This window comes from Varibaculum prostatecancerukia, from assembly GCF_943169825.2.
Taxonomy (GTDB): domain Bacteria; phylum Actinomycetota; class Actinomycetes; order Actinomycetales; family Actinomycetaceae; genus Varibaculum; species Varibaculum prostatecancerukia.
The window spans coordinates 1723416-1748778 of sequence record NZ_OW968402.1 but is presented as its reverse complement, the minus strand read 5'-3'; the positions used below and the strand labels follow the sequence as shown (position 1 = coordinate 1748778).

25 protein-coding genes are annotated in these 25363 nt (G+C 53.0%); 15 read left to right on the top strand and 10 right to left on the bottom strand.

Going from position 1 to position 25363, the window contains the following annotated elements; genetic code table 11:
* Window positions 1-2 precede the first annotated feature (2 nt).
* From KO216_RS07580 to KO216_RS07540, 9 genes are all read left to right on the top strand, one after another.
* The gene (locus KO216_RS07580) at window positions 3-932 is read left to right on the top strand and encodes a F0F1 ATP synthase subunit gamma (RefSeq protein ID WP_215523624.1); all 930 of its coding nucleotides are present in this window, start codon (window positions 3-5) and stop codon (window positions 930-932) included.
* Window positions 933-958: 26 nt separating this feature from the next.
* Window positions 959-2404, top strand: coding sequence for a F0F1 ATP synthase subunit beta (atpD, locus tag KO216_RS07575; protein ID WP_215523623.1), 1446 nt, complete (start codon window positions 959-961; stop codon window positions 2402-2404).
* Window positions 2404-2661, top strand: coding sequence for a F0F1 ATP synthase subunit epsilon (locus KO216_RS07570; protein WP_215523622.1), 258 nt, complete (start codon window positions 2404-2406; stop codon window positions 2659-2661). The genes atpD and KO216_RS07570 overlap by 1 nt, the downstream gene beginning before the upstream one ends.
* Window positions 2662-2698: 37 nt before the next feature.
* A complete protein-coding gene (locus tag KO216_RS07565) occupies window positions 2699-3121 on the top strand; it encodes a DUF2550 family protein (RefSeq protein WP_215523621.1) in 423 nt (140 codons plus the stop codon).
* Between the two features lie 25 nt (window positions 3122-3146).
* The gene (nucS, locus tag KO216_RS07560; RefSeq protein ID WP_215523620.1) at window positions 3147-3845 is read left to right on the top strand and encodes an endonuclease NucS; all 699 of its coding nucleotides are present in this window, start codon (window positions 3147-3149) and stop codon (window positions 3843-3845) included.
* A gap of 40 nt (window positions 3846-3885) precedes the next feature.
* Window positions 3886-5106, top strand: coding sequence for an N-acetylglucosamine-6-phosphate deacetylase (locus KO216_RS07555; RefSeq protein ID WP_215523619.1), 1221 nt, complete (start codon window positions 3886-3888; stop codon window positions 5104-5106).
* Window positions 5107-5388 (top strand): Rv1322 family protein, encoded by a 282-nt coding sequence (locus KO216_RS07550; RefSeq protein ID WP_251451988.1) that lies wholly within the window; start codon window positions 5107-5109, stop codon window positions 5386-5388.
* A gap of 99 nt (window positions 5389-5487) precedes the next feature.
* On the top strand, window positions 5488-6267 hold the full coding sequence (locus KO216_RS07545; RefSeq protein WP_215523618.1) for an alpha/beta fold hydrolase: 780 nt from the start codon (window positions 5488-5490) through the stop codon (window positions 6265-6267).
* A gap of 200 nt (window positions 6268-6467) precedes the next feature.
* Complete coding sequence (locus KO216_RS07540) at window positions 6468-6881, top strand: ACT domain-containing protein (protein ID WP_215523617.1); 414 nt, start codon at window positions 6468-6470, stop codon at window positions 6879-6881.
* 11 nt (window positions 6882-6892) lie between these two features.
* On the opposite strand, the gene KO216_RS07535 is transcribed toward KO216_RS07540, so the two are convergent.
* Window positions 6893-7942, bottom strand: a complete 1050-nt coding sequence (locus tag KO216_RS07535) for a DNA adenine methylase (RefSeq protein WP_215523616.1) — start codon at window positions 7940-7942, stop codon at window positions 6893-6895.
* A 113-nt stretch (window positions 7943-8055) separates the two neighbouring features.
* Between KO216_RS07535 and KO216_RS07530 the strand changes: the two genes are divergently transcribed.
* A complete protein-coding gene (locus KO216_RS07530; RefSeq protein WP_215523615.1) occupies window positions 8056-9402 on the top strand; it encodes a DUF4921 family protein in 1347 nt (448 codons plus the stop codon).
* A gap of 133 nt (window positions 9403-9535) precedes the next feature.
* On the opposite strand, the gene KO216_RS07525 is transcribed toward KO216_RS07530, so the two are convergent.
* The 6 genes from KO216_RS07525 to KO216_RS07500 are packed head-to-tail and all read right to left on the bottom strand — an operon-like array spanning window position 9536 to window position 12095.
* A complete protein-coding gene (locus tag KO216_RS07525) occupies window positions 9536-9781 on the bottom strand; it encodes a CsbD family protein (RefSeq protein WP_215523614.1) in 246 nt (81 codons plus the stop codon).
* A 20-nt stretch (window positions 9782-9801) separates the two neighbouring features.
* A complete protein-coding gene (locus KO216_RS07520; RefSeq protein WP_215523613.1) occupies window positions 9802-10428 on the bottom strand; it encodes a hypothetical protein in 627 nt (208 codons plus the stop codon).
* On the bottom strand, window positions 10425-11021 hold the full coding sequence (locus KO216_RS07515) for a hypothetical protein (protein ID WP_215523612.1): 597 nt from the start codon (window positions 11019-11021) through the stop codon (window positions 10425-10427). Before KO216_RS07515 ends, KO216_RS07520 begins: the two co-directional genes overlap by 4 nt.
* Window positions 11018-11374, bottom strand: coding sequence for a hypothetical protein (locus KO216_RS07510; protein WP_215523611.1), 357 nt, complete (start codon window positions 11372-11374; stop codon window positions 11018-11020). Before KO216_RS07510 ends, KO216_RS07515 begins: the two co-directional genes overlap by 4 nt.
* Before the next feature lie 14 nt (window positions 11375-11388).
* Window positions 11389-11583, bottom strand: coding sequence for a hypothetical protein (locus KO216_RS07505; RefSeq protein ID WP_024059343.1), 195 nt, complete (start codon window positions 11581-11583; stop codon window positions 11389-11391).
* 23 nt (window positions 11584-11606) lie between these two features.
* The gene (locus tag KO216_RS07500; protein WP_215523610.1) at window positions 11607-12095 is read right to left on the bottom strand and encodes an Asp23/Gls24 family envelope stress response protein; all 489 of its coding nucleotides are present in this window, start codon (window positions 12093-12095) and stop codon (window positions 11607-11609) included.
* Window positions 12096-12269: 174 nt separating this feature from the next.
* On the opposite strand from KO216_RS07500, the gene KO216_RS07495 reads away from it, so the two are divergent.
* Window positions 12270-13400: a hypothetical protein gene (locus tag KO216_RS07495; RefSeq protein ID WP_215523609.1), complete on the top strand. Its 1131-nt coding sequence runs from the start codon at window positions 12270-12272 to the stop codon at window positions 13398-13400.
* Window positions 13401-13403: 3 nt separating this feature from the next.
* On the opposite strand, the gene KO216_RS07490 is transcribed toward KO216_RS07495, so the two are convergent.
* On the bottom strand, window positions 13404-13949 hold the full coding sequence (locus tag KO216_RS07490) for a gamma-glutamylcyclotransferase family protein (protein WP_215523608.1): 546 nt from the start codon (window positions 13947-13949) through the stop codon (window positions 13404-13406).
* A gap of 294 nt (window positions 13950-14243) precedes the next feature.
* Here KO216_RS07490 and KO216_RS07485 point away from each other — a divergent pair, with 294 nt between their 5' ends.
* Window positions 14244-14687 carry an Hsp20/alpha crystallin family protein gene (locus tag KO216_RS07485; RefSeq protein ID WP_215523607.1) on the top strand — a complete coding sequence of 148 codons (444 nt, stop codon included), beginning with the start codon at window positions 14244-14246 and terminating at the stop codon, window positions 14685-14687.
* 122 nt (window positions 14688-14809) lie between these two features.
* Here the strand turns inward: KO216_RS07485 and KO216_RS07480 are convergent, their stop codons facing one another.
* Entirely contained in the window at window positions 14810-19624 is a 4815-nt protein-coding gene (locus KO216_RS07480) for an InlB B-repeat-containing protein (RefSeq protein ID WP_215523606.1), read from the bottom strand.
* A 227-nt stretch (window positions 19625-19851) separates the two neighbouring features.
* On the bottom strand, window positions 19852-20598 hold the full coding sequence (locus tag KO216_RS07475; RefSeq protein WP_215523605.1) for an alpha/beta fold hydrolase: 747 nt from the start codon (window positions 20596-20598) through the stop codon (window positions 19852-19854).
* 195 nt (window positions 20599-20793) lie between these two features.
* Between KO216_RS07475 and KO216_RS07470 the strand changes: the two genes are divergently transcribed.
* From KO216_RS07470 to KO216_RS07460, 3 genes are all read left to right on the top strand, one after another.
* Window positions 20794-22020 carry an NADP-dependent isocitrate dehydrogenase gene (locus tag KO216_RS07470; RefSeq protein WP_215523604.1) on the top strand — a complete coding sequence of 409 codons (1227 nt, stop codon included), beginning with the start codon at window positions 20794-20796 and terminating at the stop codon, window positions 22018-22020.
* Between the two features lie 204 nt (window positions 22021-22224).
* The gene (locus KO216_RS07465; protein WP_215523603.1) at window positions 22225-23067 is read left to right on the top strand and encodes a substrate-binding domain-containing protein; all 843 of its coding nucleotides are present in this window, start codon (window positions 22225-22227) and stop codon (window positions 23065-23067) included.
* A gap of 26 nt (window positions 23068-23093) precedes the next feature.
* Window positions 23094-25358, top strand: a complete 2265-nt coding sequence (locus KO216_RS07460; protein WP_215523602.1) for a 6-phosphofructokinase — start codon at window positions 23094-23096, stop codon at window positions 25356-25358.
* Window positions 25359-25363: the final 5 nt, after the last annotated feature.

Sequence of the window (25363 nt, the reverse complement as noted above, 5' to 3'; positions counted from 1 at the left end):
CCTTGAGCGGAAAGCAGCGGATATATAAGCAGAAGATTAAGGCCACGCAGACGCTGGCTAAGGTCTTTCATGCTATGGAGCTGATTGCGGCCTCGCGTATCGGGAAGGCTCGCGCAGCTGCCACTCAGTCCACGCCCTTCGACTCGGCGATTACCCAGGCTTTGGCGGCTTTGGCGATGCACTCTTCCTTTGATCATCCAGTTACCCGTGAACGTACGGACACTAACCGGGTAGCGGTGATGTGTGTTACTTCGGATCGCGGTCTGGCTGGTGCCTATTCAGCTTCCATCTTGCGGGAAACTGAAAAGTTGGTTGAAGAGCTAAAAGAGCAGGGTAAAGAGCCGGTACTGTACAGCTGTGGGCGCAAAGCAGAAAGTTATTTCCGGTTCCGGGGGATTCCGGTTAAGCGCTCGTGGACTGGGAATTCAGATTCCCCGACAATCGAGCAATCTTACGAGATAGCAGACGTCCTCACCGAAGCTTTCTTGGCGGATGTGATTAACGAGGGCGTAGCTCAGGTGTACCTGGTGTTCACCCGGTATGTGAATATGGTTAAGCAGGTTCCGGTAGTGCGCAAGATGCTGCCTCTGGAGGTCATATCGGAAGAAGAAGCCGTAGAGATGGAGATGGATATTAACCTGGATCCACCCCAGGGTAAAGTTCCCCCACTCTATGATTTCGAGCCTAACCCCGAGGCAGTACTGGATCAGATTCTGCCCATGTATGTGCGCTCGCGGATTCGGTCGGCGCTGCTGCAGGCAGCAGCCAGCGAGCTGGCTAGCCGGCAAACCGCTATGCACACTGCAAACGATAACGCCCATGACATGATTGAGCGTTACACTCGCCTGGCCAATAATGCACGCCAGGCAGAAATTACTACTGAAATAACTGAGATCGTCGGCGGGGCGGAAGCCTTGGCCGCTGGTCGCTAGAGGAAACAAGGAATAAGGAGACTCTAATGAGTGATACCGAACGGACTACGGGCGTGGGACGGGTTTCCCAGGTGATCGGCTCGATTGTGGACGTGGAGTTCCCGCCGGATCATCTGCCCGAAATGTATAACGCGCTGGAAACCATGATCCAGATTGAAGGGGAAGATACCCCGCACAAGCTCACTTTGGAGGTGGCACAGTTCCTAGGTGACGACATCGTGCGCTGCCTGGCTTTAAAGCCCACTGACGGTCTGGTGCGTGGGCAAGAGGTTACCGATACCGGTGCCGCGATTTCGGTTCCGGTAGGCGACGTTACTAAGGGACACGTATTTAACGTGACTGGCGACTGCCTCAACCTGGAAGAGGGCGAAACCCTCGATATTAAAGAGCGTTGGCCGATTCACCGCGACCCGCCCTCCTTCGACAAGCTGGAATCTAAAACCCAGATGTTCGAGACGGGGATTAAAGTTATCGACTTGCTAACTCCCTATGTGCTGGGTGGCAAGATTGGTCTATTTGGTGGCGCAGGTGTGGGCAAGACCGTGCTGATTCAGGAAATGATTCAGCGCGTAGCCCAAGATCACGGCGGCGTGTCAGTATTTGCTGGCGTGGGCGAGCGTACTCGTGAAGGCAACGACCTGATTCACGAAATGGATGAAGCGGGAGTCTTTGATAAGACCGCACTGGTCTTTGGGCAGATGGATGAGCCTCCGGGGACGCGTCTGCGGATTCCGCTAACCGGTCTGACCATGGCGGAATACTTCCGTGATGTGCAAAACCAGGACGTGTTGCTGTTTATCGACAACATCTTCCGTTTCACCCAGGCGGGCTCGGAGGTATCGACCCTGCTCGGGCATATGCCTTCGGCGGTAGGCTACCAGCCGAACCTGGCCGATGAAATGGGTCTGCTCCAAGAGCGGATTACCTCGGTTGCGGGACACTCGATTACTTCGCTGCAGGCGATTTACGTGCCCGCTGACGACTACACCGACCCGGCTCCGGCAACTACTTTCGCTCACCTAGACGCCACTACCGAGCTATCGCGTGATATCGCTTCGCGTGGTCTCTATCCGGCGGTTGATCCCTTGGCTTCTACTTCGCGTATTTTGGATCCCACCTATGTGGGTGAAGAACACTACGAAGTTGCCACCCAGGTGAAGTCGATTCTACAAAAGAACAAAGAGCTGCAAGATATTATCGCGATTCTAGGTATGGATGAGCTTTCCGAAGAGGACAAACTCACTGTCAACCGCGCGCGCCGGATTCAGCAGTTCCTGTCCCAGAACACCTATATGGCGGAGAAGTTCACCGGTGTTGAGGGCTCGACTGTGGAGCTATCTGAAACCATCGAAGCGTTCAAGCGTATCTGCGAAGGTAAGTACGACCACATTCCGGAGCAGGCTTTCTTCAATATCGGCGGTATTGAGGATCTGGAGCGCAACTGGGCGAAGCTGCAGAAGGAAGCGGCGTAATGAGTTCGCTTTCGGTTAGATTAGTTACCCGCTCTGGGGAGCTTTTTAGTGGGCAGGCGGGATTCGTCTCCCTGCCCACAACCGAAGGTTCCGTGGGTATTATGGCTGGTCACCAGCCTCTTTTAGCCACTATTACCGCTGGAAAAGTAAAAGTGGGCAAGAAGGAAAACGATCCGGACGCCCAAGAGTTTGAAGTGGTTCCCGGATTTGTTTCGGTTGACGAAGATAAGGTAACCATCGTAGTTGACGGGCTTTAAGCCGAAAATAATCGTTTTTAAGGGTTATAGTTAGGCCATGACGGCGCTTAAAGTTTTTCTGCTAATCCTCTTGGTGATTGCCGCCCTAGTGGCTCTAATCGCCGCCTATTTCTTGTGGAGAATGAATCGTCTTTATCACCAGGGTGCTTTCTTGTGCTCTTACCGCCCCGATGTCACCTCTGGTTGGACCGAAGGGTGCGCTGTTTACAAGGCGGAGACTTTAAACTGGTACAAGGCGGCAGGGCTTTCTTTCCGTCCCGATAAGACCTGGCCACGTCGACAAGTAGAGCTAGGTAAAGTTCACAACTACCTCTCCAAAAAAGGCGTGCGCAACGTAGCGGTACCGGTTACTGTCGGCTCCCATCGTTTTTGGCTGTTTCTTTCCGAGGATGACCACGCCGGCCTCGTATCTTGGGCAGAGGCTGCGCCTCCTCGGGAAATCCCCCAATCTTGGAATTAAAATTCTTCCCCTAGAATAGGTTCTCATGCGCGTCCTTTTCGCTAACTGTTCTGTCGAATACAGCGGCCGTCTAAACTCTTTCTTGCCGATGGCCCCGCGAATGATCATGGTGAAAGCCGATTCTTCGGTGCTTATCCACTGTGATGGCGGCTCCTACAAACCTCTTAACTGGATGGCGGGCCCGGCCACTGTCGAAGAACTAGAGCTAAACGCCGAGGACGAAGCCGCCGGGGTGGAGCAGATTTGGTTAGTGGAATCGACGAAAACTGGGGATCAGTTAAAACTGCGAATCGGGGAGATTTTCTCGGAAACTAGCTGCGAACTGGGAATAGATCCGGGATTGCAAAAAGATGGGGTAGAGGCACACTTACAAGAGTTGCTGGCGGCGCAAGTCCCCGAAATCCTGGGTGACGGCTGGGAACTAATCCGGCGCGAATATCCCACTCCGGTAGGTCCGGTAGATTTACTGGTTTTTGACCCCGACCTTAATCACGTCGCCATCGAAGTGAAACGGCGCGGAGAAATCGATGGGGTGGAACAATTGACCCGCTACCTAGATTTACTTTCCCGCGACCCGATTATGCCGGAAGTGCGGGGAATCTTTGCGGCGCAAGTAATCAAACCCCAGGCCAGAACGCTAGCCGAGGATAGAGGAATTCGCTGTCTAACCTTGGATTACGATACGATGCGAGGGGTGGACGACGCGGAATCGCGCCTATTTTAAGCAATGAAAATAAAACTGATCGGGCAGGAGCATTGCAGCTATGAGTGAAGTTTTTGCACTACGCGGACGAGTAGTAACCGCGAATCGCATCATTACCGACGGGGCAGTGGTAGTATCCGGGGATGCCATCGTCTGGGTGGGGGAGGCAACCGCCGCCAAAGAAGTCGGGTTCGGCGATGAAATCCTAGCAGCGGAATCTCCCAGTGATGATCGCTACGTGCTTCCCGGTTTAATTGACGTGCACTGCCACGGCGGTGGGGGATCCTCTTTCCCCGACATACAAACCAAGGAACAGGCACTCGCCGCAGTGTCCGAACATCTGCGCTGGGGAACTACTTCCCTGGTAGCTTCACTGGTCACCCAATCCCCGATGGTGTTGCGGGAAAAGGCAGAAATCCTGGCGGAGCTGTGCGAAGCGGGCAAACTAGCCGGGATTCATTTTGAAGGCCCCTTCATTGCGCAAGGTCATTGCGGCGCGCAAGATCCCGCGCATATTCAAGCCCCCAATGCGCCCTTAGCGCGCGAGCTACTAATTATTTCGCGCGGCTATGCGGTATCGATGACTTTCGCTCCCGAAAAACCCTATGCGATGGGGCCGTCTGGGGTGGCAGAAACTTTGATTGCCGGCGGGGCGGTGCCTTCATTTGGGCATACCGATACCAGCTCCCAAAAGATGCGGGATGCCCTGGTGGAGGTGCGGCAAACTCTGCAACATTCTGCGCGCGCCCGCTGCCCGCACGCCACCGTTACCCATTTGTTTAACGGGATGGCACCTATGCATCACCGTGATCCGGGGCCGGTACCCGAGATCTTGGCGGATGCGGCCGGGGGCGGCGTAATTGTTGAAATCATTGCTGATGGGGTGCATGTGGCGTCCTCCCTGGTACGTAATGTGTATGAACTGATCGGGCGGGAACAGATGGTGTTTGTCACCGACGCGATGGCGGCGACCGGTCTGGGTGACGGCGACTACGTCCTCGGCGGGAAAACGGTAACCGTTAAAGAGGGCGTAGCTAAGCTCAGCCAGCCAGGCGGAGGACTTGCCGGGGGAACTTCCCATCTGATTAACCAGGTTAAAATCGCGCATCAGGCGGGAATCCCGCTGGTAGACGCGGTTTATTGTGCCTCGGTGCAGGGGGCAAAAATTTTGGGTAACTCCCAGTTAGGCGAAGTAGCCGCCGGAAAGTCGGCTGATTTACTGGTTACCGATGCCGATTTGAATCCCATGCGGGTCTACAAGCGGGGAGCCTTAGCGTTTTAAGTGGCCAGGCGTTCTCGTAAGCGTCCCTGGGGCGAGCATCGCCCTTTGCGGATGGATTCCTTAGCTTCTATGCCGCGTTCGGTTTCCCGCGCGGATGGTGACTATCAGGTGCAGTATCTTTCGCAGGCACGCAAGGTCTATCGTTGCCCCGGGTGTAGCCAAGAAATCCAGATCGGTCAGGCACAGGTGGTGGCTTGGCGAACTGATTCTCTTTTTGGCCAGCGCTCCGCCGTAGATGAGCGCCGGCACTGGCATCGCTCCTGTTGGGAACGTGGTCTTTAACTAAGCTAGTGGATCCGCAAAGGTCGCGCTTTCTGGAAAACCCCAACTCTGGCGCCGATTTACCTTAAGCTTCGCCCCTAGCTGTGCGAAGATGGGCTTATGAACGTGGCGATTTTTACGCGCGATGCGCAAAGAATAGGGAGTACCCCCGCAGTAGTTTTATTAGCTGCTTTCCCCTACGATCATCGAATGTGGGAAGGGGTGGCGCGCCGTTTCGAGGGCGTGCCGGTAATCGCAGTCGATCCCCCGGGGTTTGGCCATTCTCCGCTCCCAACTGACCCGCCCTCTTTAGAAATCTATGCTGACTATGTAGCCCAAGCAGTACGCGCGGAGGGCGCCGAAAAAGTGCTGGTGTGTGGGAACTCTATGGGAGGACACACCGCGCAGGCGATGATTGAGCGTCACCCGCGACTGGTTGGGGGTGTGGTACTGGTAGGCACCAAGGCCGATATTGACACGCCTAAGGCGCGGGCTGCCCGCACGGAGATGGCGGTAGGCGCGCTGGTAGGCAGGGCGCAAGAGCAACTAGTGGAGGGCATCCCCACTATGCTCGCCAAAGAAACTCTCACGGATTTCCCCAAGATTCCGGAGTTGATGGAAAAGTGGATTAGAGAGGCTCCCGGGGAAGCGATTTCTTGGGCGCAGCGGGCGTTAGCGGCGCGTCCTGGGCGCCTGGAAACCCTGGAGCGGGCACAGATTCCGGCAATGGTAGTGCGCGGGGAGCAAGATCAAAGTTCTACGGCTGCCCAAGCCGAAGCTATGGCTAAGGCACTCGGCACCCGGGTAGTTTCGGTGCCGCGCGCCGGGCATTTGGTACCTTTAGAGTCGCCCTCGGCGGTGGCGCGGGCAGTAATGAGCGTTTATCGGCGAATCTCTTAACCTTTGCTGCCGGTATTAACCTACAGCGAGGGCGGGCAAGGGCTGCGTCCTCCCCGGCGGGTTTTAGGGAGCGAGCATTCTAAAACGAGTTACTGAGCATTGCCTGAAAGTTTTGGCATTAGCCTGCTTAAACTTTAAAAAATCGACCGTAGTGTGAGATTAGAAAGCACGGGTAGCGTCCATCCTCATACCGTAAAACTATGAGTTCTTATTCTGACTTTGACCTAGCGCTGTCTAAGCTACATCCCCATATGTTTGGCAAGTATGTGTTCTTGTCGGAGCAGGATGGTTTACCCGCTGGGTTGGACTCATTCGCCCAGATCAAAGAGGAAGAAGGACTCACCTTAGTGGTGCCCTTGGAGCAGGCAAAAGCTGCGGGACTGGCTGAGGGAAAAAAGATATACCGCCGTATCACTTTGGACTGCGACGTTTCCTTAGAAGAAACCGGGCTCACTTTCACGGTGGCTTCCCAGCTGGCCAGCCAATCTATTCCCTGCAATGTTTTATCCGGTCTGCACCACGATCATCTGATGGTGCCGGCAGCGCGGGCGCAAGAAGCGATATCTCTTTTAGAGCAGCTCTCCCAGCAAGCTAAGGGCTGGCTCCAGTATTAGCGGATTCGTGCTTAGGGCGCCAAAGCCGCGCTGATTTGGGAAAGGGTGGCGGCGCTGCCCCCTACGAACACGTTTTCAGTATTGCGATCTGCTCCCGGTTTACCGACTTTTTTGCCTTGGGGATCATAGATCCCAATTTTTGCCCCCACATAGCGGCGTTGGGAAAAGGAAAATTTCTCGACCCGTGCAAACCCGGCCTCATGGATGGCGTTAATCATCTCGTCTTCGCTAATCCAGGCTTCATCGTTATAGGAAACCACGATGGTTTTGGCGCGTACCCGCCCCAGTAGGGAAAAGAAACTTTGTGCCATAGTGCGCTTGGAGTTAAAGACTGAGCGGTGTTCATCGCCGCGGGCGTCCACCCGTTTGCGTGCCACCCCGTAGGTTTCCGGGGCATCCCAGCGCACCAGGGTCTCCCAAATATGGTAGTTCGTAAAGTATCGATGCTGGTTGTAGGGGGGATCAAGGTAGGCGAGGTCGACTTCGGGTACCTGGTCAACCAGTTGTAGGGCGTCGCCTTGCAGCGCCCGCCCCTTTCCAGATAACAGCTGCGGCAAACGCAGTTCTAACTGGTTATAGGAGCGCGGCGCCCACTGTTTTAGATACGCCATTTGGACTCCGGTGGTGGAATCTACCCGGTCGGCCGCCTCTATCAGGGAAGTCAATAATATTGGAAACAGGGGATAGTCTGTCAAGGGCACCAGGTAGTCTCGGCAGGCATCGATACGGGCTCCGTTGTGGGGTTGGAAAAAGCGCGCCTGGCGGCAAAAGGTCTCGGTGAAATAACCCTCTTTACCGTCCAAGGCGCTCATTTTCGCTAGATGCGCCCGCAAGGCTGCAAGGTCAACGGTGTCGGCATCGGTTTCGATATAGGTGCGCGCCAATTGGTAGCTATAGGAGGCCAGGTCGCAGGCAGTCGTAAACATTCCGCGGCGTTTGAACTCTTGGGCAACCCGAGTAGTGCCCGAAAATAGGTCGAGGGCGGTGCTGGCATCGGCAGCGGTAGCAATAGTCCCTAAAGCTGGCACCAGGTTCCGTTTGGAGCCTAAATATTTAATCAACTTCCCTCCTTTCCTCCCGCTCACTATAAACCAGACCCGCAGCATTTAACGCATCTGACTTACACGCGCTGCGGGTAGGCAAAAAAGTAGGCGCGGACAACTAGGGTAGAAGTATGGCAAAAGAGGAAGCAGCATCGGCACGCGCCCTAGTTAAACTGGCAGATGGAACCGTTAAACAGCGAAATCAGTTGACCGGAACCGAGGTGTGGACTGTTCCTGGTCGCGGGCATCGCCCCCTAGCTAAGCCGCAGGTTAACCCCAAGCCGATTACCGACAAAGACCACACTTCCAGTTGTGCTTTCTGCTCGGATCGCTATCTAGAAACCCCGCCCGAAAAATCCCGGATTGTCCTGGGGGATCAAGAACTCCCGGCAGATAAAACTACTAGCTGCGGGGATTTCCGGCTGGTAGAGGGGTTAGCGGCCAATCAATTAAGCCAATACCCGGCAGATTTTCGCCGGATTCCCAACCTGTTCGAGATTGTTTCCTATCAATATTGGAATCTTAATTATGGCCATGAGCCTTCCGATAAGGAACGCCAACATATGGCGGAATACCTGTCCACCCCCACTGGCTATGACCATGTGCTGCGGGTAGTGCGAGCTAAGCTGCACCAATACGGGATGAATGACGCCGAAATCGATGGCCTCAGCGAACCGGAAATGTTGGGGCAGGCCAGCTCGTTCTTTTCGGGTGGCCATGACTTGATTGTGGCTAAGCGGCATTTTGTTCCCGGAGCGACTGATTCTTCCCAGCTCGCTTCGGCAGGTACGCTCACTCCTGATGAGCATAATGCTTATACCGCTTTTACTGCCCGCACCTTGCGCAACCTGTACGACCTGGATCCGGCAGTTAAATACGTGGCCACTTTCCAGAACTGGCTGAAACCGGCGGGTGCCAGTTTTGATCACTTGCATAAACAGTTGGTGGCAATTGACGAATTTCCGGTTCAGACCGCGCAGGAACGCGAGCGCTTGCGTAAAGACCCCGATATTTACCATACGATTTTGAAGATTCGGGCTTCTCGCGGCCTGATCTTGGCGCAAAACGAGGACGCGATTGCGATGGCGGGGGTGGGGCACCGCTATCCCACGATTGCAGTCTGGCCACTGGGCAAACCTTGTAATCCCTGGGATGCGGGTGAAAGGAAAGTGCGGGCAGTATCCGATATTTTGCACGCTATCCATGCGGCTACCGGGGCGGATGTTCCCTGTAATGAAGAGTGGTATCACCGTCCGCTATCGGTTTCGACCCCGATGCGTTGGCGAATCTTGTTGAAATGGCGGATTTCGACTTTGGCGGGATTTGAGGGCGGTACCCGGATTTACTTAAATACGATTGATCCTTGGGGGATTTCTAAGCGGGTAGTTCCACGGCTAAAAGAGCTGCGGGCCGCCGGGAAGATCGCCGATATGCGCATTGGGGAGGAAACTAAAGTTTCCCCCTCCCTACTGGATTAACTGGGAATTTGTACTCTGGAAAGTGCAATTTTAGAGCCTAGAGCGTTTTAGGAGACTAGACATAAAAGGATCGGGAGGCGGTTGCCTCCCGATCCCTTTCTATAGCTATTTTAAAGCTTAGTTTTCTCTGGATTTACTTATCGTCAGAGAAACCTTCCTTGATTTTTTCAGCAGCAGCCTTCAGGTTTGCGCCGGCTTCTTCGGCCACGTCCTTGGCCTTGTCGGTAAACTCAGAAACCTTGTCTTTGATTTCTGCGCTGACCTGATCAACTTTGCCTTCGGCTTCTACGTTCTTGTCTCCGCTAACTTTGCCGGCAGCTTCTTTAGCTTTGCCACCCAAATCTTCAGCGGTGTTCTTAATCTTGTCGTCCAATCCCATATTGTTCTCCTTTATTTTTTCTATGAATCTACGCGGTCCGCAGATCCTAAGTTACTTCGCCAATTCGTGGTTAGTCGTACCAAAATCGGCATGTTTATTCCTAAAACTTGATCGAGCCTAGCGATTGCCTGGTCAAGCTCTGTCTTTACTTCCCGAGGATTTGCTCCCTTATAAACTGCGGCACTTAGCAGCAGTCCGGGCTGTTTCTTCACGTCCCAAGAAGCCACCTTCAAGGACGAGATCCAGCGGCTGTCGCTGACTGCGTCGTCGATAATGTCCCGGATTAAGCCCAGTTCGGCGGTAATCTCGCCCTCTTTTTCGGAATCTTTTCCAGCCTTATTTAAAGCCAGTGAGCGAATCTTGCCGCCTCCCTGGGAAAATATCCAGCTGAGCAGCAAGAGGGCGACAATAATCGCGACCGCAATCAGTCCCACTTGTACCCAGGAAAACTGTTGCCCGGACACTTTAAAGGTTGCTTGCCCCGCTAGCGAAGCGTATTCGCTGTCAAGACGTGAGCGATATTTAAGCACCAGGTCGCGCAGCGGCGCATAAGTTGCCACTGCCACCAGCGCTGCTCCGGTGGCTAAGAAAAGCAGACCAAAGACAAACAGCAGAATCCGGTTCAATGCCCGCGGTAGTTTCTTCACTTCTCCAGCCTCCCCTCGGGGGCGACCTTAACAGTGGTTTTTAACCGCGGCTGCAGCTGCCAGGAAGAAACTTCATCCTTCGTGAACTGTGTCATCTGCCCTTGGTCTAGAGGGCGGCCGGTACTGGGGGTGATGGTGCTTAGTGAGCGGCGTTTACTAACCGCGGTAGACACTGTTCCCTGGGGTAGCCCGGCCTCTTCGCGCACCAAGCGGGAAATCCCGGAGGCGATCACCGAGTCATCGGCAACGTAGGCGGCGCGCTCGTCCCTTAATGCATGTTTGCTTAAAGTCCCCGGCAATATGGCTTTGGCTAGCAGTAGCAACCCAAAAATTGCCACTAGCACCCCCACGATGATTACTAGGGGGCGAGACTTTTCCTGCAAAGCGGCAGGGGCTTGCTCCCACAAATCTTGGGGGGTCGCCAATAGGGGAGGGCGGCCTAGCGCGGCCAGCACTCCCTCGGTAGCTAAATACCCTAGCCCCGCCATCAAGAGTAGCGCCACGATAACGCTGATTAGCGCCCGGGAGGAATGAGTTTCCCGCCGGACTAGATAAGACACATAAGGACCGGATTTGCTGGATTGCGTACTCATTGCAGCTGCCTCCGTTCCTGATGTTTATAAAGTCCGGTTAGCCGCAGGTTTACGCGCCCTACTTTTACCCCGGCGATTTCGCTAACGCGGTTAACAATGTCTTGGCGTGCCTCGCCTGCCAGTGAAAACACCGAAGCGTCCGGGGTCTGCCCAATGGTGTCCAGAGCGTCATAGTCCAGGGGACAAGAAATATCTATCCCCAATAGTCCCTGGTCATCATGGGTAGTAACTTTTATCAGCTTATCGGGTACGCTGATGCGGCGCCCAGTGGTGGCGGCCACAATGGTTTGGATTGCCCGCGCGGAAACCGTGGTGATTCCCGTAAGCTCCGCCTGTTCCTTATCGGATTGCATTAGCCGCCTCCTTTCTAATCGGAGGTGGTGGTGTGCTTGCCGATCAGGGCTTCACCAACGCCTTTCAGATCTAGCTTCCCAGAAGCCGCCCTGCCTAACACGGCTCCGATGGCCATAAACAGGATGGCAACTAAAAATCCGAAGAATCCGTGAGCTACGGCCATATAGGCCAGAAAAGCACCGCAAAAAATACCGGCTATGGTGGTCATTTTATTTTCCTTTCCGGCGAAGGCTACTTCAGATCCTTGCTTTCCTTCTCTTCTTCTTTTTCTTCGTCACTGTCGGGTACATGCACATCGGTAACCTTGATGTTTACTTCGGTTACTTCCAGGCCTACTAACCCTTCAACAGACGAGAAAATCGCTTCGCGGACTTTGTCGGCTACTTCGTGTACCGGGTAGGGGTATTCCACGATTAGCACTACGTCCAGCGCGGTTTGGGTCTGTCCGATTTCTACAGAGATGCCCTGGGTGATGCTTTCTGAGGCTCCCACCTTGGAGCGCAAAGCCCCCAGGGCGCGGGCGGCAGAGTTACCAAGATCGTAGACTCCCGGAATCTCTTTAATGGCGAGACCGGCAACTTTGGCCACTACCTGGTCGGCAACGGTGGTTAGACCCTGACCTTGATCCTCGGCAACATTATTTGCAGGGATGAGTTCCTTGGCTTCTTCCGCGGTGGGTACTACAGTCGGAGTCTTTTTTTCTTGTTTGCTATTTGCCATTATTCCTATCCCTACTTTGTTGGGTAATTTATACTTTCAAAGGCCGTTAACCAGCTATTTTATAATGCTGATTTTCAGCGACCTGTTTCCAGGGTATCGAAGATTTTGCCAGCTCGCGACCGCTGAAACCAGATGAATGAGCATATAACCGGGTATTCCCGGTAGTATCGCCCTATGAGTAATGAACAAGATAAAGAAGAAACGGCTGGGCATGGCGTAAACGATGCCGATAAGAGTTCCGGGAACCAGGAAAAGCTTTCGCCGGCGGCGAACGGGGAGGAAAATCCCTCGCCACAAACCCGCGAGGAGGACGAGAAACAGGTTTCCGCCCCCACTCTGAAGGGCGAGGATCCGGATACGGAATCCGAGCACCCTGACCACCTGAGGGAAGCCGATAATGATTCCGATGACTCCGAAGATTCTGATGACGTAAAAGCCGCCGAAGACGGCGATGATGCCGGAGCTGCTGAAGATAGCGCAGACGCCGCAGATAGCGCAGATCCAGAGGACACAGTCTTGCGCAGCGGCGAGGACAATAGCGACGATAAGCAGTTCCAGGTTCCCGAAATCTTACCTTTAGCCGGTAGCCGGTCAGAATCGCCGGAGCAGCCAGATGAGGCAGGGGAGAATAAAGACGACGAACGGGTTTGGGGTAATCAAGTTGGCGGACACGTTGACCGGGAGGAAGTACCGACCCTGCCAGCGGGGAGCGCATTTGATGTTTCCCAGATTTCGGTAAAGAAAATCGAGAGTGTGCGTCCCGATCATTCAACTACCCGCCGGGTTGTCGCCTGGATTTTGGGGGTAGTAGCCGTCATCGCCCTGGTGGTAGTAGGACTATATGCCAGTGGGATTTTACAAAAGATCTTTAATCCTGAAGGTGCCGCTTCCCCCAAGGAGGGTGCGCGGGCTTATTACGGGGCGCTACTGGATAAGGACGCCGAAACTTTATGTGTGCTTAGCTCCCCGACTGCGCGTGGGGAACTAGTGGCAGCTTTAAGTAAAAAATCCGAAGAAAACCGCGATAGCGTGGAGAAGTGTACCGCTGCCGCTAAAGAAGCGTTTGCGCAGGTTCCGGACAATCCGGCTATTAAGCTAAAAGATATGGTGTTTGCGCCCGAAAAAGCGGCAGATGCCGGGGGTGTAAAAGCGATTCTGATTAAGGATAAAAAAGGTACGCCCCTGCAAATAATGGGGTGGCAGGAAATCGATGGACGCTGGTTCCTAGCGGGGCAAGAGTCCCAGCAAAAGGTGATGATGAAGTATCAGCAATCCTTGGCGGCGGGCGCTGAAGGAAAGAAGTAGGCTTTAGCGGTCTAGCTCGTCCTCGTCGTCGGCGAAACGTTCATCAACGTTGGGGTCTTGCGTGTCCTCGAGGGCGGGGGACAGCTCCTCCCACTCTTCCTCGTGGTTTTCCCAGTCACCGCTGGGGGAGAGTACCAGCTCCCCGCGGTGATCGCGGAAGGAATCGGGGGTAGCCATATAGATGTAGGCTTTTACGTCTTGCGTGGGGCCTTCCCAGGTGCTGTCCTCATCGGGGAATACTTCTACCCGCACGGTTTGGCGGGTGTACATATTGTTGGGGTCGCCCTCACCTAGGTAGCCTTCGTATTCGTCCAGTTCTTCCAGGGTTTCTTCAAAAAGACGCTGTTCGACTAGCAATACCTGTCCCACGATCCCGGTGCCGCCGATAGAGCGGATTGCCATCGGATAGGAGGCTCCGATATATAGGGAGGCTTCCCGCAGATAGGCCGGGGCGAATTCGGTCACTGCGGCTTTCAGACTGGAGCCAAAGCCGCGCGAACCGAGTTTCAAGGTGCCGTAGACGAACAAAGGTAGGTATCGCGTGCTCATGTCTTCATTTTCTCAGTAGCAAACGCTTTTCGGGCGTCTTTGGGGCGGCGTTTCGGTCTGAGATTACTGGTAATCCCCAAAGAGGAACAATATTGCCTGTTAAAAGGACTTTTTTTGTTTTAGGAGGGTGCGGGAGCAAAGAAAAAAGTAAAGTTGAGCCTAGGGCGCTTAAGTTTTCGCCTCCAGAATAATTCACTAGCACTAAGGTGCTTCGAGTGCCAAAATAGGAGACGTGAGGCCGAGAAACTCTCGGCAAGAAGATTTCCCGCAGCTTTGCGGGGGTAAGGAGTAATCATGGTTCGCAGGTATGATCCCTTCCGTCAGATGGAAGCAATTTTTGATGACGCCATGCGTCAAGGTCCCTCCCGGGCAGCGATGCCCCTGGATTTGTATCGCGATGGGGAAAAGTTCATCGCCCTCTTTGATCTGCCGGGGGTGGATCCGGCCAGTGTAGATATCGATATCGAGGATCGCACCCTCACTATTCGCGCCGAGCGCAAATCCCCCGAAATCGCTGGTGGTCAGTGGCTGACCCACGAGCGTCCCTTCGGCACTTTTGCCCGCCAACTTACCTTAGGTAATGGGGTGGCTCTTGACCAGGTAGAGGCGGAATATGTCGACGGAGTCCTCAAGCTGGTTATCCCGGTGGCAGAAGAAGCTAAGCCCCGCAAGATTGCGGTGCAGCGCGGTACTCGCCAGATAGAGGGTAGCGGCGAGATTCTCAATGACGCCGGCTAGTAGGGGATTACGGCCCAAGGGGCAGTAGACCCGGGAGCAGTAAATAATTTTTTAAGGGTGGGGACGCGAGCGAATTCGCGTCCCCACCCTTACTTAGTTTTACCCTCAGGGATGATTGCGGGTTATGCCCGCTGTGCTTTCCTCCTGGTCCTGCTGATCACCAGCGCGATGCCAGCTGCAGTAAACAAGGCTGCCGCATAGAGATAAACCAGCGCATTAGCTCCGGTTACCGGACCGGGTGACACTATCGGTTTATTAGGCTTCTTTTCCGGTACGGGGGTCACCACTTTTTCTACAAATACCGGGGTGATCACCGTGTCCTCACTGAACTTATGCCGTTTCATGAAGTCATAAACTCCCAGTTTAGCTTGCCCCTCATTTTGGGCAGCTTTATTAGCTGACCAATGTTTAAACCCGCTTGCGGCCTTATCTTTATCGCTGACTGCAATTTCGGGAATCTCTACCCAAGCCTTGGGGTTAACCCAATAGCTCTTAGGAGGCAGATTACCCAGGCGACTGGAGGGCTTCACCGTCACCTTTACATAGGTTTTTCCATCCAAGAGTTTAGCCAAATCGCCATGAGGACCGGTTGCCTGCATCAAGAAGTCCGGCATGGTTCCCGTAGCCGTAGGCGGCGCATCGTACCGGTTCTTATAAACCCTTATCGGAACGTCAATCTCCCGCGGTTCTGATTCTTTGGCAAATTGCACTTTCGCTTTGAGTTTCACGGTACGAACAAGTTCGTTTGAATCCGGTTCTTCTTTTACCAGATTGTAGAGATCATCCTGGGTATTTACTTCGTTACCTTGATCATCTACGAACTTTACCGTCGCGCCCTCAGGCAGCTTGGTTATCTTAGTTTTGTCTTTACTCTGCAGTTGAATAGCTGCTTTCAGCTCATCCAGAGTGGGCACGAAATTATTTATCCAGGTGCCATCAGGAGTCTTAAAGGACTCGGTAGTCGCCACCCCTTTAGTCATCAGATCTGACCAATCGAACTGTGCGGTGAAGGTATGGTTTTCGTTTATCTCCGTGCCCGACGGTAAAAGTGATTCCTTATCCCACTTAATAAAGCTCTTGCCCTCTTCCGGAGTGACATAGTACTTGTTTTCATCCGGCTGCTTTCCATTTTCCAATTCCTGGGGAACTGGAAGCAGATCAGACTTGAGCCCCTTCAATACGTCGTAATTTATTTCTGTGATGGGTTTCCCATCTTTATCTTTGCCAAAGGAGCCGCCCTTACTGGCCTTAAAGGTCACCCGGACGTACCCGGACTTCTCTGGAGGAGTAGGACTACCTGAGGGCACCTCTATGACCCTGACATCCTGATAGTAGAAGGTAATCTCATCGGAACCAGTACCATTGATTCCTTTGAATTCATTGGTATCTTCATCTACATCGTAGAAGAGCTGCTGCTGGGGTTTAGAAGTCAGCCGCCAGCCGGTTATCGGCTTGTAGTTGCAAGCATCGTAATGCCGCGCCTGACTGGTGACTGGTTTCTGATCCAGGATGCGGTATTTCTCTATAATCTTTTTCTTTTCCGCATCGGTAGTGGCTTTCGCTAACTCCGCCTGAGCTCTTTGGTCCACATAGTTAACCTTGAAATTACGGGTCCGGAAAGGACGATAGAAGAAGTGGAACTCATTGTCCTTGGATTTCGGATTATCAACTAACTTCCCGTCTTCTAAAATCTGTTTCGGTTCTATCCTAAGCGTCTGGAAATAGGTGTTACCTTTCGTTGCCCGGTTACCAAGCTCGTCAGCCAGTTTTTGATAATCGTCATAGAGTTTTTTAGTTTCTTCGTCCTTGGTATTCTGCAAATCTGCATCGGAAGCCAAAATCCAATTGGCATCTTGCCTAGAACCAATGGCGGCCACGTATTTATCGGCGCGCTGGTTCCTTTTAGTTTCTATAACCGGATTATCCTTCACGGTCTTATCAATTGCGAGATTGTTATCCAAGAAGTGGTGGAAAACCTTGACATCCTGCATATCATTTTTTACCCAAATGGCTTTCAGGTAAATGGGACTTACTACGTCGTTACCGTAGGAGTAAAGTTCCGGAACTTTATAGGTTTTTCGATAAGAATCGTCCACTTCCTCGGTGTAGTTACCACTGGCATCCTTCTTATAGCGCAGCACCTCCCAACCCATGAAGCTATAGCCCTCCCGGGTTCGTTTTTTCGGTTCTACCAGTTTTTGCCGCTGCACAACAGTAAAGACTTGCTTGTCCCCTTCGTTTTTACCCTTTATCGGGTAGGTGACTTCTTTTTGGTCGGCGATATCGCCATCCCTAATGGTCTTAGGGCCGGTGGTAACATTCTTCTCCTCAATGGGATCTAGCTTGCCCCCATTGGGGTCAAAGGTTACCTTCCACTTATAGTCTGGTTCCCCCCACTTAGCGTAGAGAACCAGGTTGTGCGCGGGCATAGTTTCCTTGTTTTCCCAAACCAGTTTCTGCCCCGCCGGGTCTAGCGCCCAACCCTTGAATACCATTTGGGGTGCCAGGCCCTCTGGTCTTTTAATCCTGTCCTTTCCATTGTCATCTTTTTCCACCAGATCCGTCAGCTCTAGATCAATTAAGGTCTGCGGGTCATCTAGGTTTAAATCCTTTAAGGGCTTTTGGTAGAAGACCTCTGTCTGATTGGTCTGGTTGTACTCACTGTCGTCCTTGGGGTTTGCGGGATCATTGTTGAACCGCAACTTGTACTTGTTCCGGTGGTACTTAAAACGAATATAGCCATTTTTATCAAATGGCTCGCTGTCATCGGCAACGTCCCCAAATTCATCAGCACGGTTAAAGAACGTTTTCATAAACTGCATGTCGCCCTTGGTTTTGTCGTTGCCATAGGGGTCTATTACCTGTTCGTCAGGAAGGGGAGTTGTCTCTTTCCGCTCCTCGTTCACCTCAGCGAGCTCATCCACGTCAAGCTGCTCCGAGACTTCGGCTGTACCGTAAGGGGTAAAGCCCTGCACCTTTGGATACTTGTGACCATAGGTTTTTGCTGCGGTATCCGCTTTGGTTCGGTAAAGATTGTAGTCAATGATGGTCTCTCCGGGTTCAAACCCATCCATCCAAAAGTCCATGTGGTGAGGCATTGGCTGGGTGGTTTCTTTGGGGCCACCCCTTTGTTCGATACCAAAAGAAAGAGTAGTGAACTCAAACCATTTGAGGTCCTTAATGACGCCATTTCCGGCATCAATCCTCTTGGTGTAACCACCCCGTATGTCGTAGCCGTCCATATCTAGAAACTCTTCAGCCGAGAGCCGGTAGGGAGGGGTGTCACGGTAAATCCATTGTGGATTATTGAAGTTTGGACTCCAGCCAAAACTTTGCTTACCCTCGGAAAACCCCTTGGTTTCTTGGGCGTCATCTGGCCACTCTGTCATCAACTGGTTAAACCGGGCCTTAAAGTGGTAGGGGTTTCCCGGCTCGCCTAACTTTTTACCGTGTCTCCAAATTTCTGGATAGAAGGTCGCCTCAGCTTGATCACCCGTCTTAGCATTCGACTTCGTAAAGTAAAGGTCATACACCTGGCGGTCATAATAGATGTTATAGACGGTTTTGCCGGTGGAAGAAACCGTCTTTACTAAGTTGGGGCTATTTGGATCAGCGTTTTCTTTATCAGTTAAATCTTTATTGTATTTATAGAATTTATTCAGGAAGAGGTCCTTACCCCGGTTAAATCTTTGTTTGTTCCATATTTTATCTAACCGTGCCTGATCTAGATCTGGAAACTCCACCCCTTTTACCGTCTCTTTTTCAAGGTCTGGACGAGTACCGGTGGCCTGATTCTTATATACATGGGTACCCACGAAATCGTACCTTTCTAAAAGAGAAGCCCCCTCGGGGTAGTCGGCCTTTTCCGTCCAAAATTGGATTGCATAGTCTGCCTCTGGGTTATCTTTCCACACTGCGGTGAATTTGACGTTTTCGGCGGGCATAATCAGCTTGGCGTTTAGATCTTTAATCGCATTACCGCTGCTGTCTTTAATAACTTCGCCGGCCTTAAACGTCGTCTTGCCAGAGTTATCTTTTAGGTCCACCGAAGGTTTCCAGCCTTGGAAGGTGGCTCCCACTTTAGTGGGGATATCTTTTTGCTCGAGGTTGGGGATGACCTGCCCGTAGTACAGGGTGCGGGAAGGAACTTCCGTACCCCCATCGGTGTCGAAAGTGACGTCATAGTGGTTACGGTTGTAACGGTATTCCACGGAAAAATTCTTAGTGTCTTGGGGAACCTGCACCGTAATAGAATCAGCTTCTGGAATAAAACCCGCTATTTCATCATCCTTTAAAGGCTTAACTTTTAAATCGGAACCGATGGCACCTTTCTGGGTGGTTTCAATTATTTTTGTTTCCCCGGGTTTTGGGCCATATTTGTCAAAATCATTGAGGTCTTGGAAAACATGCTTGATCGTAACTTCATTTTCAATAGCTTTGTAGTCAAAGGATCGAGTTTTCTGATCGGCCTTTCCGCATACATTATCGCCACTGGGCGGGCTAACGGGGTTACCTTCGTTAACCACCGTGTTGTAGTCGATAACGAAATTATCCTTGGGCTTATCGTAACCCAGGAAATCCGGCAGCTTAATAGTCTTTTTTACCTTGTCTTTTTCGTCTTTAGTAGCATCTTCCCCCACGGTCGCCACATAGGGCTGGTAGTTAATGGCGTAATTTGTAGTGCCGTCCTCCTTTTTATCTCTTTCAACCTTAAAGTCGCTACGGAGGGTATAGATATGGGGTTGATCCGGGTTCTTGACGAAATCTGCCGTCGTTGTGTCAGCAGGAAGCTTCACTGGTTCCAGTTCCATGGAATTTTGGTATTTGCTGGTTTCCGCAGCGTCAGCTGTCAGCGGTCGGGAAAGTATCACTGCCGCCGGAAGTATCAATGCCAGTGCTAGCAGTAGAGCCAGGGTTTGCTTGAACGAAACTTTCATGGGGGACTTCCCACCTCCGACACCAAAATTTATTTTTGAGGGCAAATATTGGTGCTTCTACCTATTAATTATTTCAACCATTAAAACATTGTTAATTTAATATAAGTTAGCTGCCCAAAGCAAGTGCTCAGGCCGAACTCACAGCGATTGCGGGCAAATGGTGAGTGTTGCCTCATTCGGGGTGTGGGTGAGAATAATTTGTCTGTATTGAGGTGATTCTGTAGATTTTAGTTCCCTTGGCGTTTTGGCCGCTCGCTGGCGCGCGCAGTAAACCTAATAATCTGACTCGCGACGGTTGCCGGATCGAACACCTGCAAAAGGTGGCGGGAAGAGTCGGCGCGCACCAGCCGGGCATCAATCGCGCGGGCAAACGAGGTTAGCCCCTGCCAGGTTTTACTATTGCGGCGGTGAGCTGCGGAAATCACCAGCTGGGGGAGCTGGCGATCCAGCAGGTCAATCTCCTGTAGGTCTTGCCAGGCCATATAAAAGGAGGGTTGCTCGCGGGCGGCACCCCGGTAAAGCCAAGCGAGGATCTTTCGCTCTATTTCTTGATAGAGGGGGCTCGCGCCCTCGTAATTTCCCTCAAAAGAGGGATCTATCTGCACGATTCCCACCGGCCGTACCCGGGAGGGAGTGGGGGACTTTAATAGCTGCGCCGCCCAAACTCGCACTAGCATCGCCCCATAGGAGTGTCCCACCAACACTATGGGTAGGGGATTATCAAAGGTAGCTCCCAGGTGAGCGGCGGTTTTTTCTCCGCCCGCTCGCATTTCCGCCACTAGGCTTTGCCAAGTTACCTCCTCGTCCTCGTGGGGGCGCAAAATTGGGGAGCGGGTAGAGCGGGCGCAGTAAAAAGCGCGACAAAGGATTGGGAATGTCAGGTTCCAGCTGCGCATAGATCCACCCAGACCTGACTCTAACCAAATAAGCGGCGCCGGCCGCGCCGCCGAAGTTTTGCCAATCTGCACCTGCATATAGCTAATTTAAGCTACCCGATCTTCATGCGCGAGCGACTGAGTACTTCCTGGTAGGCAAAGCGGGTTTAATGACGGGGGCAAAAAATCTCAAAATTTCGCTTGGTAACTCACAGCTTTAGGCATTGTCAATTTATCTCGATGTCGAGTAAAGTTGATACCGAGGACTTAAAACTACAGCTTTTGGAGTTATTCATGGCAAAGATCAAAGTAGCCGGCCCAGTCGTCGAACTAGACGGCGATGAAATGACCCGCATCATTTGGCAAAAAATCCGTAATGAACTGATTCTTCCTTACCTGGACGTGGATCTTCGTTACTACGACCTCAGCATCGAGAACCGCGACGCCACCAGTGACCAAGTCACGATTGACGCTGCAAACGCGATTAAGGAACACGGGGTAGGGGTTAAATGCGCAACTATTACCCCCGATGAAGCCCGGGTGGAAGAGTTCGGGTTGCGGAAAATGTGGAAATCGCCCAATGGTACTATCCGGAATATTCTCGGTGGGGTGATTTTCCGGGAACCAATCATTATGAACAATGTGCCGCGCCTGGTGGGCGGATGGACGAAACCCATCGTAGTTGCCCGGCATGCCTTCGGTGACCAATACAAGGCTACTGATTTCAAGATCCCCGGTGCGGGCAGCCTAACTATTACTTTCCATCCTAAAGATGGCTCGAAGCCCATCGAACATACCGTGGTGGAATACCCCGAAGACGGGGGAGTCGCCATGGGAATGTACAACTTCAACGATTCCATCAAAGACTTTGCCCGTGCCTGCTTCCGCTACGGCCTGTTGCGCGGCTACCCGGTCTACCTGTCCACCAAGAACACCATTTTGAAGGCCTATGACGGGCAGTTCAAAGATATCTTCGCCGATATCTATGACGCCGAATTTAAGGCGCAATATGAGGAAGCCGGTCTCCACTATGAACACCGTTTGATTGATGACATGGTGGCCTCCTCCCTGCGGTGGAAAGGCGGATATGTGTGGGCGTGCAAGAACTATGACGGCGACGTCCAGTCCGATACTGTAGCCCAAGGCTTTGGCTCCCTGGGGTTGATGACCTCGGTGCTAATGACCCCCGATGGGCGCACGATTGAGGCCGAGGCCGCGCATGGTACGGTAACCCGGCACTATCGCCGCTGGCAGCGTGGGGAAAAGACCTCCACCAACCCGATTGCTTCTATCTACGCCTGGACCCGTGGTCTGGCGCATCGCGGCAACCTGGACAATACCCCGGAGGTTACCCACTTCGCCGAGACCCTAGAAGAGGTAATTATTTCTACTGTCGAGGGCGGGCAAATGACCGGAGACCTAGCGCGCCTGATCTCCCCGGATCATCCCTGGCTAGACACCGATGGCTTTATGAATGTGCTGATTGAAAACCTGGCTCAGCGCCTAAAGCAAGAAGCATAAAATAAAACCCGGTTGACCTGGGGGTTTAAAGAGGGATTTCCTCTGGTATAGCCCCCAGGTGAAGGATTCTTTCGGGGCGGACGCAAAAATGAAGCGTCCGCTCCGTTTTCACGCTGGTTGGATCATTGAAATAGGCTAGTATTAACGTTAGAACTGAGCATTCAAAACCTAGAGCAGGTAACGATTAGGGCGGGGAGGGAAACCGTGGCGAAGAAACAACAGGTAGATGTGGAACGCTGCCTGTTCGTAATTCCCCCGATGCCGCATAACGCGCCCCTGCTGACCACGGTTATGCGAGTAGCGTTCGAAGCCGCCAAACTGGGGATTGACTTGATCCCGGTGCAGTTAGACAGCGATCAACTCGATGTTGATACCCTAGCTGACAGTGCAAAACTTATCGGCCCGATTTTGCCCCTGGTTCCTTTTACTGCAGAGCAAAATAAACAGTTGCAAAGCCTGGGAGTAGAGGTTGAGCCAGCCATTTTTGCCACCGATTCCCCGCTGTATTCGGTGGCAGCGGCACTCTACGGTGCTTCAGGGCGAGCCATGGCTTCGCGGATGGTTTCTTCCGGGCATCGTAACTTGGTTTATCTCTGTTCCGATAGCGTCCTGCTTAAAAATCTAAATCAATTGCGTTACGCCGGAGTGCTGCAGGGATGCATTTTCGGGGGATGTCCTACCCCCACTATGCTGACCACCGAATATAACTCTCCCAACCTATCTGGAGAGTTGGTGCAGCTATTTTCGAAGAATCCCGGGGTAGACGGATTTATTTGTCATAACGATTTCTTGGCGATGGAAGTAATCCAGGCGCTGCGGATGTGTGGGCGAATGGTGCCTAACGATTGCGCGGTGATTGGAGTCGGGAACGCTCCCGAAGGGGAACTTTTCAATCCCCCCTTGACGTCTGTTGATTTTAATCCCGAGGTTAGTGGGCGGATGTACGCCCAGGCTCTCGGCAAATTCTTGTCTGGAGAAAAGGTGGAAGCGCCGGATCCAGCAGAAGTAGATAAAATGATGACGCTGGTGGCCAGGGGAAGCGCCTAGGGGCCAGCCTTCAAAGAGGAGGAATAATGGGCCAGTCCGCGCAAGGGCAACCAAAACGGCTTGGAGTTTTAACCTCGGGCGGAGATGCCCAAGGCATGAATGCGGCCGTGAGGGCGGTGGTGCGCACCGCCCTAAAAATGGGAGCCCAGCCGTATGCGATTCTTGAGGGATGGCAAGGGGCAGTTACCGGCGGCGAGATGATTAAGCCGCTGGGCTGGTCAGATGTGTCTAGTGTGCTAAATAAGGGCGGCACCATTATTGGAACAGCCCGCTGCCAGGAGTTTCGGGAACGCTCCGGATTGCGCAAAGCCGCAAAGAATCTGGTTCTAAAGGGGATCGACCGGCTGATTTCCATCGGTGGGGACGGGTCGCTGGCCGGAACTAATGAGTTCCAAGAAGAATGGCCGAGCCTGCTGGAAGAATTGGTGCAGTCCGGGGAACTAACCCCTGAGCAGGTAGCCGGACACGAAAAGTTACGGGTAGCCGGTCTGGTTGGTTCTATCGACAATGATTTAGTCGGATTTGATATGACCATCGGCACCGACTCCGCCTTACAGCGAATCCTGGTAGCCCTGGACGAACTATCTTCTACCGCCGCCTCCCACCGCCGGACTTTCGTAGTGGAAGTAATGGGGCGGCATTGCGGGTATCTTCCGTTAATGAGTGCGGTTGCACGTGGCTGTGACTATGTTTTTATCCCCGAAGCTCCTCCCGAGGCAGGGTGGCAGAAGACTTTAGCAGACAAACTTACAGCCGGGCGCAAAGCTGGCAGACGCGAATCAATTGTGCTGGTGGCCGAAGGAGCTATCGACCACCAGGGTAATCCCATCACTGCAAACGATGTATGTGACGCCCTCGAGCAAGAAACCGGTCAGCGCCCGCACCTAACTATATTGGGACACGTGCAGCGGGGCGGCACTCCCTCTGCCTATGACCGCTGGATGCCCACCGCTCTGGGATATGCCGCCGCCTATGAAGTGCTGCATCAAGATCAAAACTCCGAGCCGGTGATTATTGGGGCGCGTAACAATCGAGTAGCTCGCCTGCCCCTGATGAAAGCGGTTGGCGACACGCGTGCAGTCGCCAAATTCACCAAGGCCAAAGAATATGAAAAAGCGGTGCAGGCGCGCGGCCGTTCCTTCCGCGAGATGCTGGCCATTAACGAAGTAATGTCGACCCCTCCCCAGGAAGACCAGCTGCCTGCCGATGCGCGGCGGGTAGCCATCATGCACGTGGGGGGATTGGCGCCCGGGATGAACACTGCCGCCCGAGCGGCAGTTCGCCAAGGCATCGATTGCGGATTCGAAATGCTAGGAATCTACGGCTCCTTTGACGGACTAATGTCCGGGAACGTTAAGCATCTGGCCTGGGAAGACGTTGAAGGATGGGGCTTTGATGGCGGTGCCGAACTGGGAACCCTGCGTCCAATTCCCCGGGTGGAAGAATACTATGCGATAGGGCGCGCCCTGGAAGAACATCGTATTGACGCGCTAGTGGTAATCGGAGGCTATAACGCCTACCTGTCGATTAATCAGATGCGCCAGGAAACTTCCCGCTATCCGGCTTTTAATATCCCGATGATTTGCGTTCCGGCATCTATTGATAACAATTTGCCGGGATCCGAACTTTCTATCGGGGCCGATTCCGCCTTAAATAATGCAGTCTGGGCGCTAGATCGCATCCGGGAATCTGCGGCTGCCTCGCGGCGTTGCTTCGTAGCCGATGCCATGGGGCGACACTGTGGATACCTGTCCCTAATGTCAGGGATTGCGGCCGGAGCCGAGTTGGTCTACCTGGATGAATTCCCCTACGATCTACAAATTCTAGCGGATGACGTGAAAATGATGCGGGATTCTTTCCGTGATGGTCGCCGCCTCTGCCTGGTTTTGCATAATGAAGAGGCCGGAGGCAGATACGACCGGGAATTCATTGCCTCGGTTTTTGCCCAAGAATCGCAGGGTCTCTTCGATGTGCGCCACTCCGCACTCGGACACCTGCAGCAAGGCGGCGAGCCTTCGCCCTTTGACCGGATCTTAGCTACGCGCCTAGTGCGGGTAGCGATCAAAGAACTCCGAGAGGAATTCGCGCAAAACAGAACTGAACCCTTAGGGGTGGGGTTGGCGGAGCACGGGATTGAAACCTTCCCGCTACTAAAAATGCAAGAAAAGGTAGACCCCCAGGTACGGCGGCCTCTCAACCAATGGTGGTTGCCGCTTATTGATATTATTCCGGTGGTTTCCCGTGACGAATGGGACATTGAAGTCCCAGAGTTGCCAATCACTGACCTTTAAAACCA

Coding starts and splice junctions, on each gene's coding strand:
- KO216_RS07540 (WP_215523617.1), top strand. CDS start 6,468: ATGAGTTCTTATTCTGACTTTGACCTAGCGCTGTCTAAGCTACATCCC.
- KO216_RS07470 (WP_215523604.1), top strand. CDS start 20,794: ATGGCAAAGATCAAAGTAGCCGGCCCAGTCGTCGAACTAGACGGCGAT.
- KO216_RS07570 (WP_215523622.1), top strand. CDS start 2,404: ATGAGTTCGCTTTCGGTTAGATTAGTTACCCGCTCTGGGGAGCTTTTT.
- KO216_RS07490 (WP_215523608.1), bottom strand. CDS start 13,949: ATGAGCACGCGATACCTACCTTTGTTCGTCTACGGCACCTTGAAACTC.
- KO216_RS07530 (WP_215523615.1), top strand. CDS start 8,056: ATGGCAAAAGAGGAAGCAGCATCGGCACGCGCCCTAGTTAAACTGGCA.
- KO216_RS07500 (WP_215523610.1), bottom strand. CDS start 12,095: ATGGCAAATAGCAAACAAGAAAAAAAGACTCCGACTGTAGTACCCACC.
- KO216_RS07545 (WP_215523618.1), top strand. CDS start 5,488: ATGAACGTGGCGATTTTTACGCGCGATGCGCAAAGAATAGGGAGTACC.
- nucS (WP_215523620.1), top strand. CDS start 3,147: ATGCGCGTCCTTTTCGCTAACTGTTCTGTCGAATACAGCGGCCGTCTA.
- KO216_RS07555 (WP_215523619.1), top strand. CDS start 3,886: ATGAGTGAAGTTTTTGCACTACGCGGACGAGTAGTAACCGCGAATCGC.
- KO216_RS07505 (WP_024059343.1), bottom strand. CDS start 11,583: ATGACCACCATAGCCGGTATTTTTTGCGGTGCTTTTCTGGCCTATATG.
- KO216_RS07460 (WP_215523602.1), top strand. CDS start 23,094: ATGGGCCAGTCCGCGCAAGGGCAACCAAAACGGCTTGGAGTTTTAACC.
- KO216_RS07565 (WP_215523621.1), top strand. CDS start 2,699: ATGACGGCGCTTAAAGTTTTTCTGCTAATCCTCTTGGTGATTGCCGCC.
- KO216_RS07495 (WP_215523609.1), top strand. CDS start 12,270: ATGAGTAATGAACAAGATAAAGAAGAAACGGCTGGGCATGGCGTAAAC.
- KO216_RS07485 (WP_215523607.1), top strand. CDS start 14,244: ATGGTTCGCAGGTATGATCCCTTCCGTCAGATGGAAGCAATTTTTGAT.
- KO216_RS07515 (WP_215523612.1), bottom strand. CDS start 11,021: ATGAGTACGCAATCCAGCAAATCCGGTCCTTATGTGTCTTATCTAGTC.
- KO216_RS07480 (WP_215523606.1), bottom strand. CDS start 19,624: ATGAAAGTTTCGTTCAAGCAAACCCTGGCTCTACTGCTAGCACTGGCA.
- KO216_RS07475 (WP_215523605.1), bottom strand. CDS start 20,598: ATGCAGGTGCAGATTGGCAAAACTTCGGCGGCGCGGCCGGCGCCGCTT.
- KO216_RS07525 (WP_215523614.1), bottom strand. CDS start 9,781: ATGGGATTGGACGACAAGATTAAGAACACCGCTGAAGATTTGGGTGGC.
- atpD (WP_215523623.1), top strand. CDS start 959: ATGAGTGATACCGAACGGACTACGGGCGTGGGACGGGTTTCCCAGGTG.
- KO216_RS07510 (WP_215523611.1), bottom strand. CDS start 11,374: ATGCAATCCGATAAGGAACAGGCGGAGCTTACGGGAATCACCACGGTT.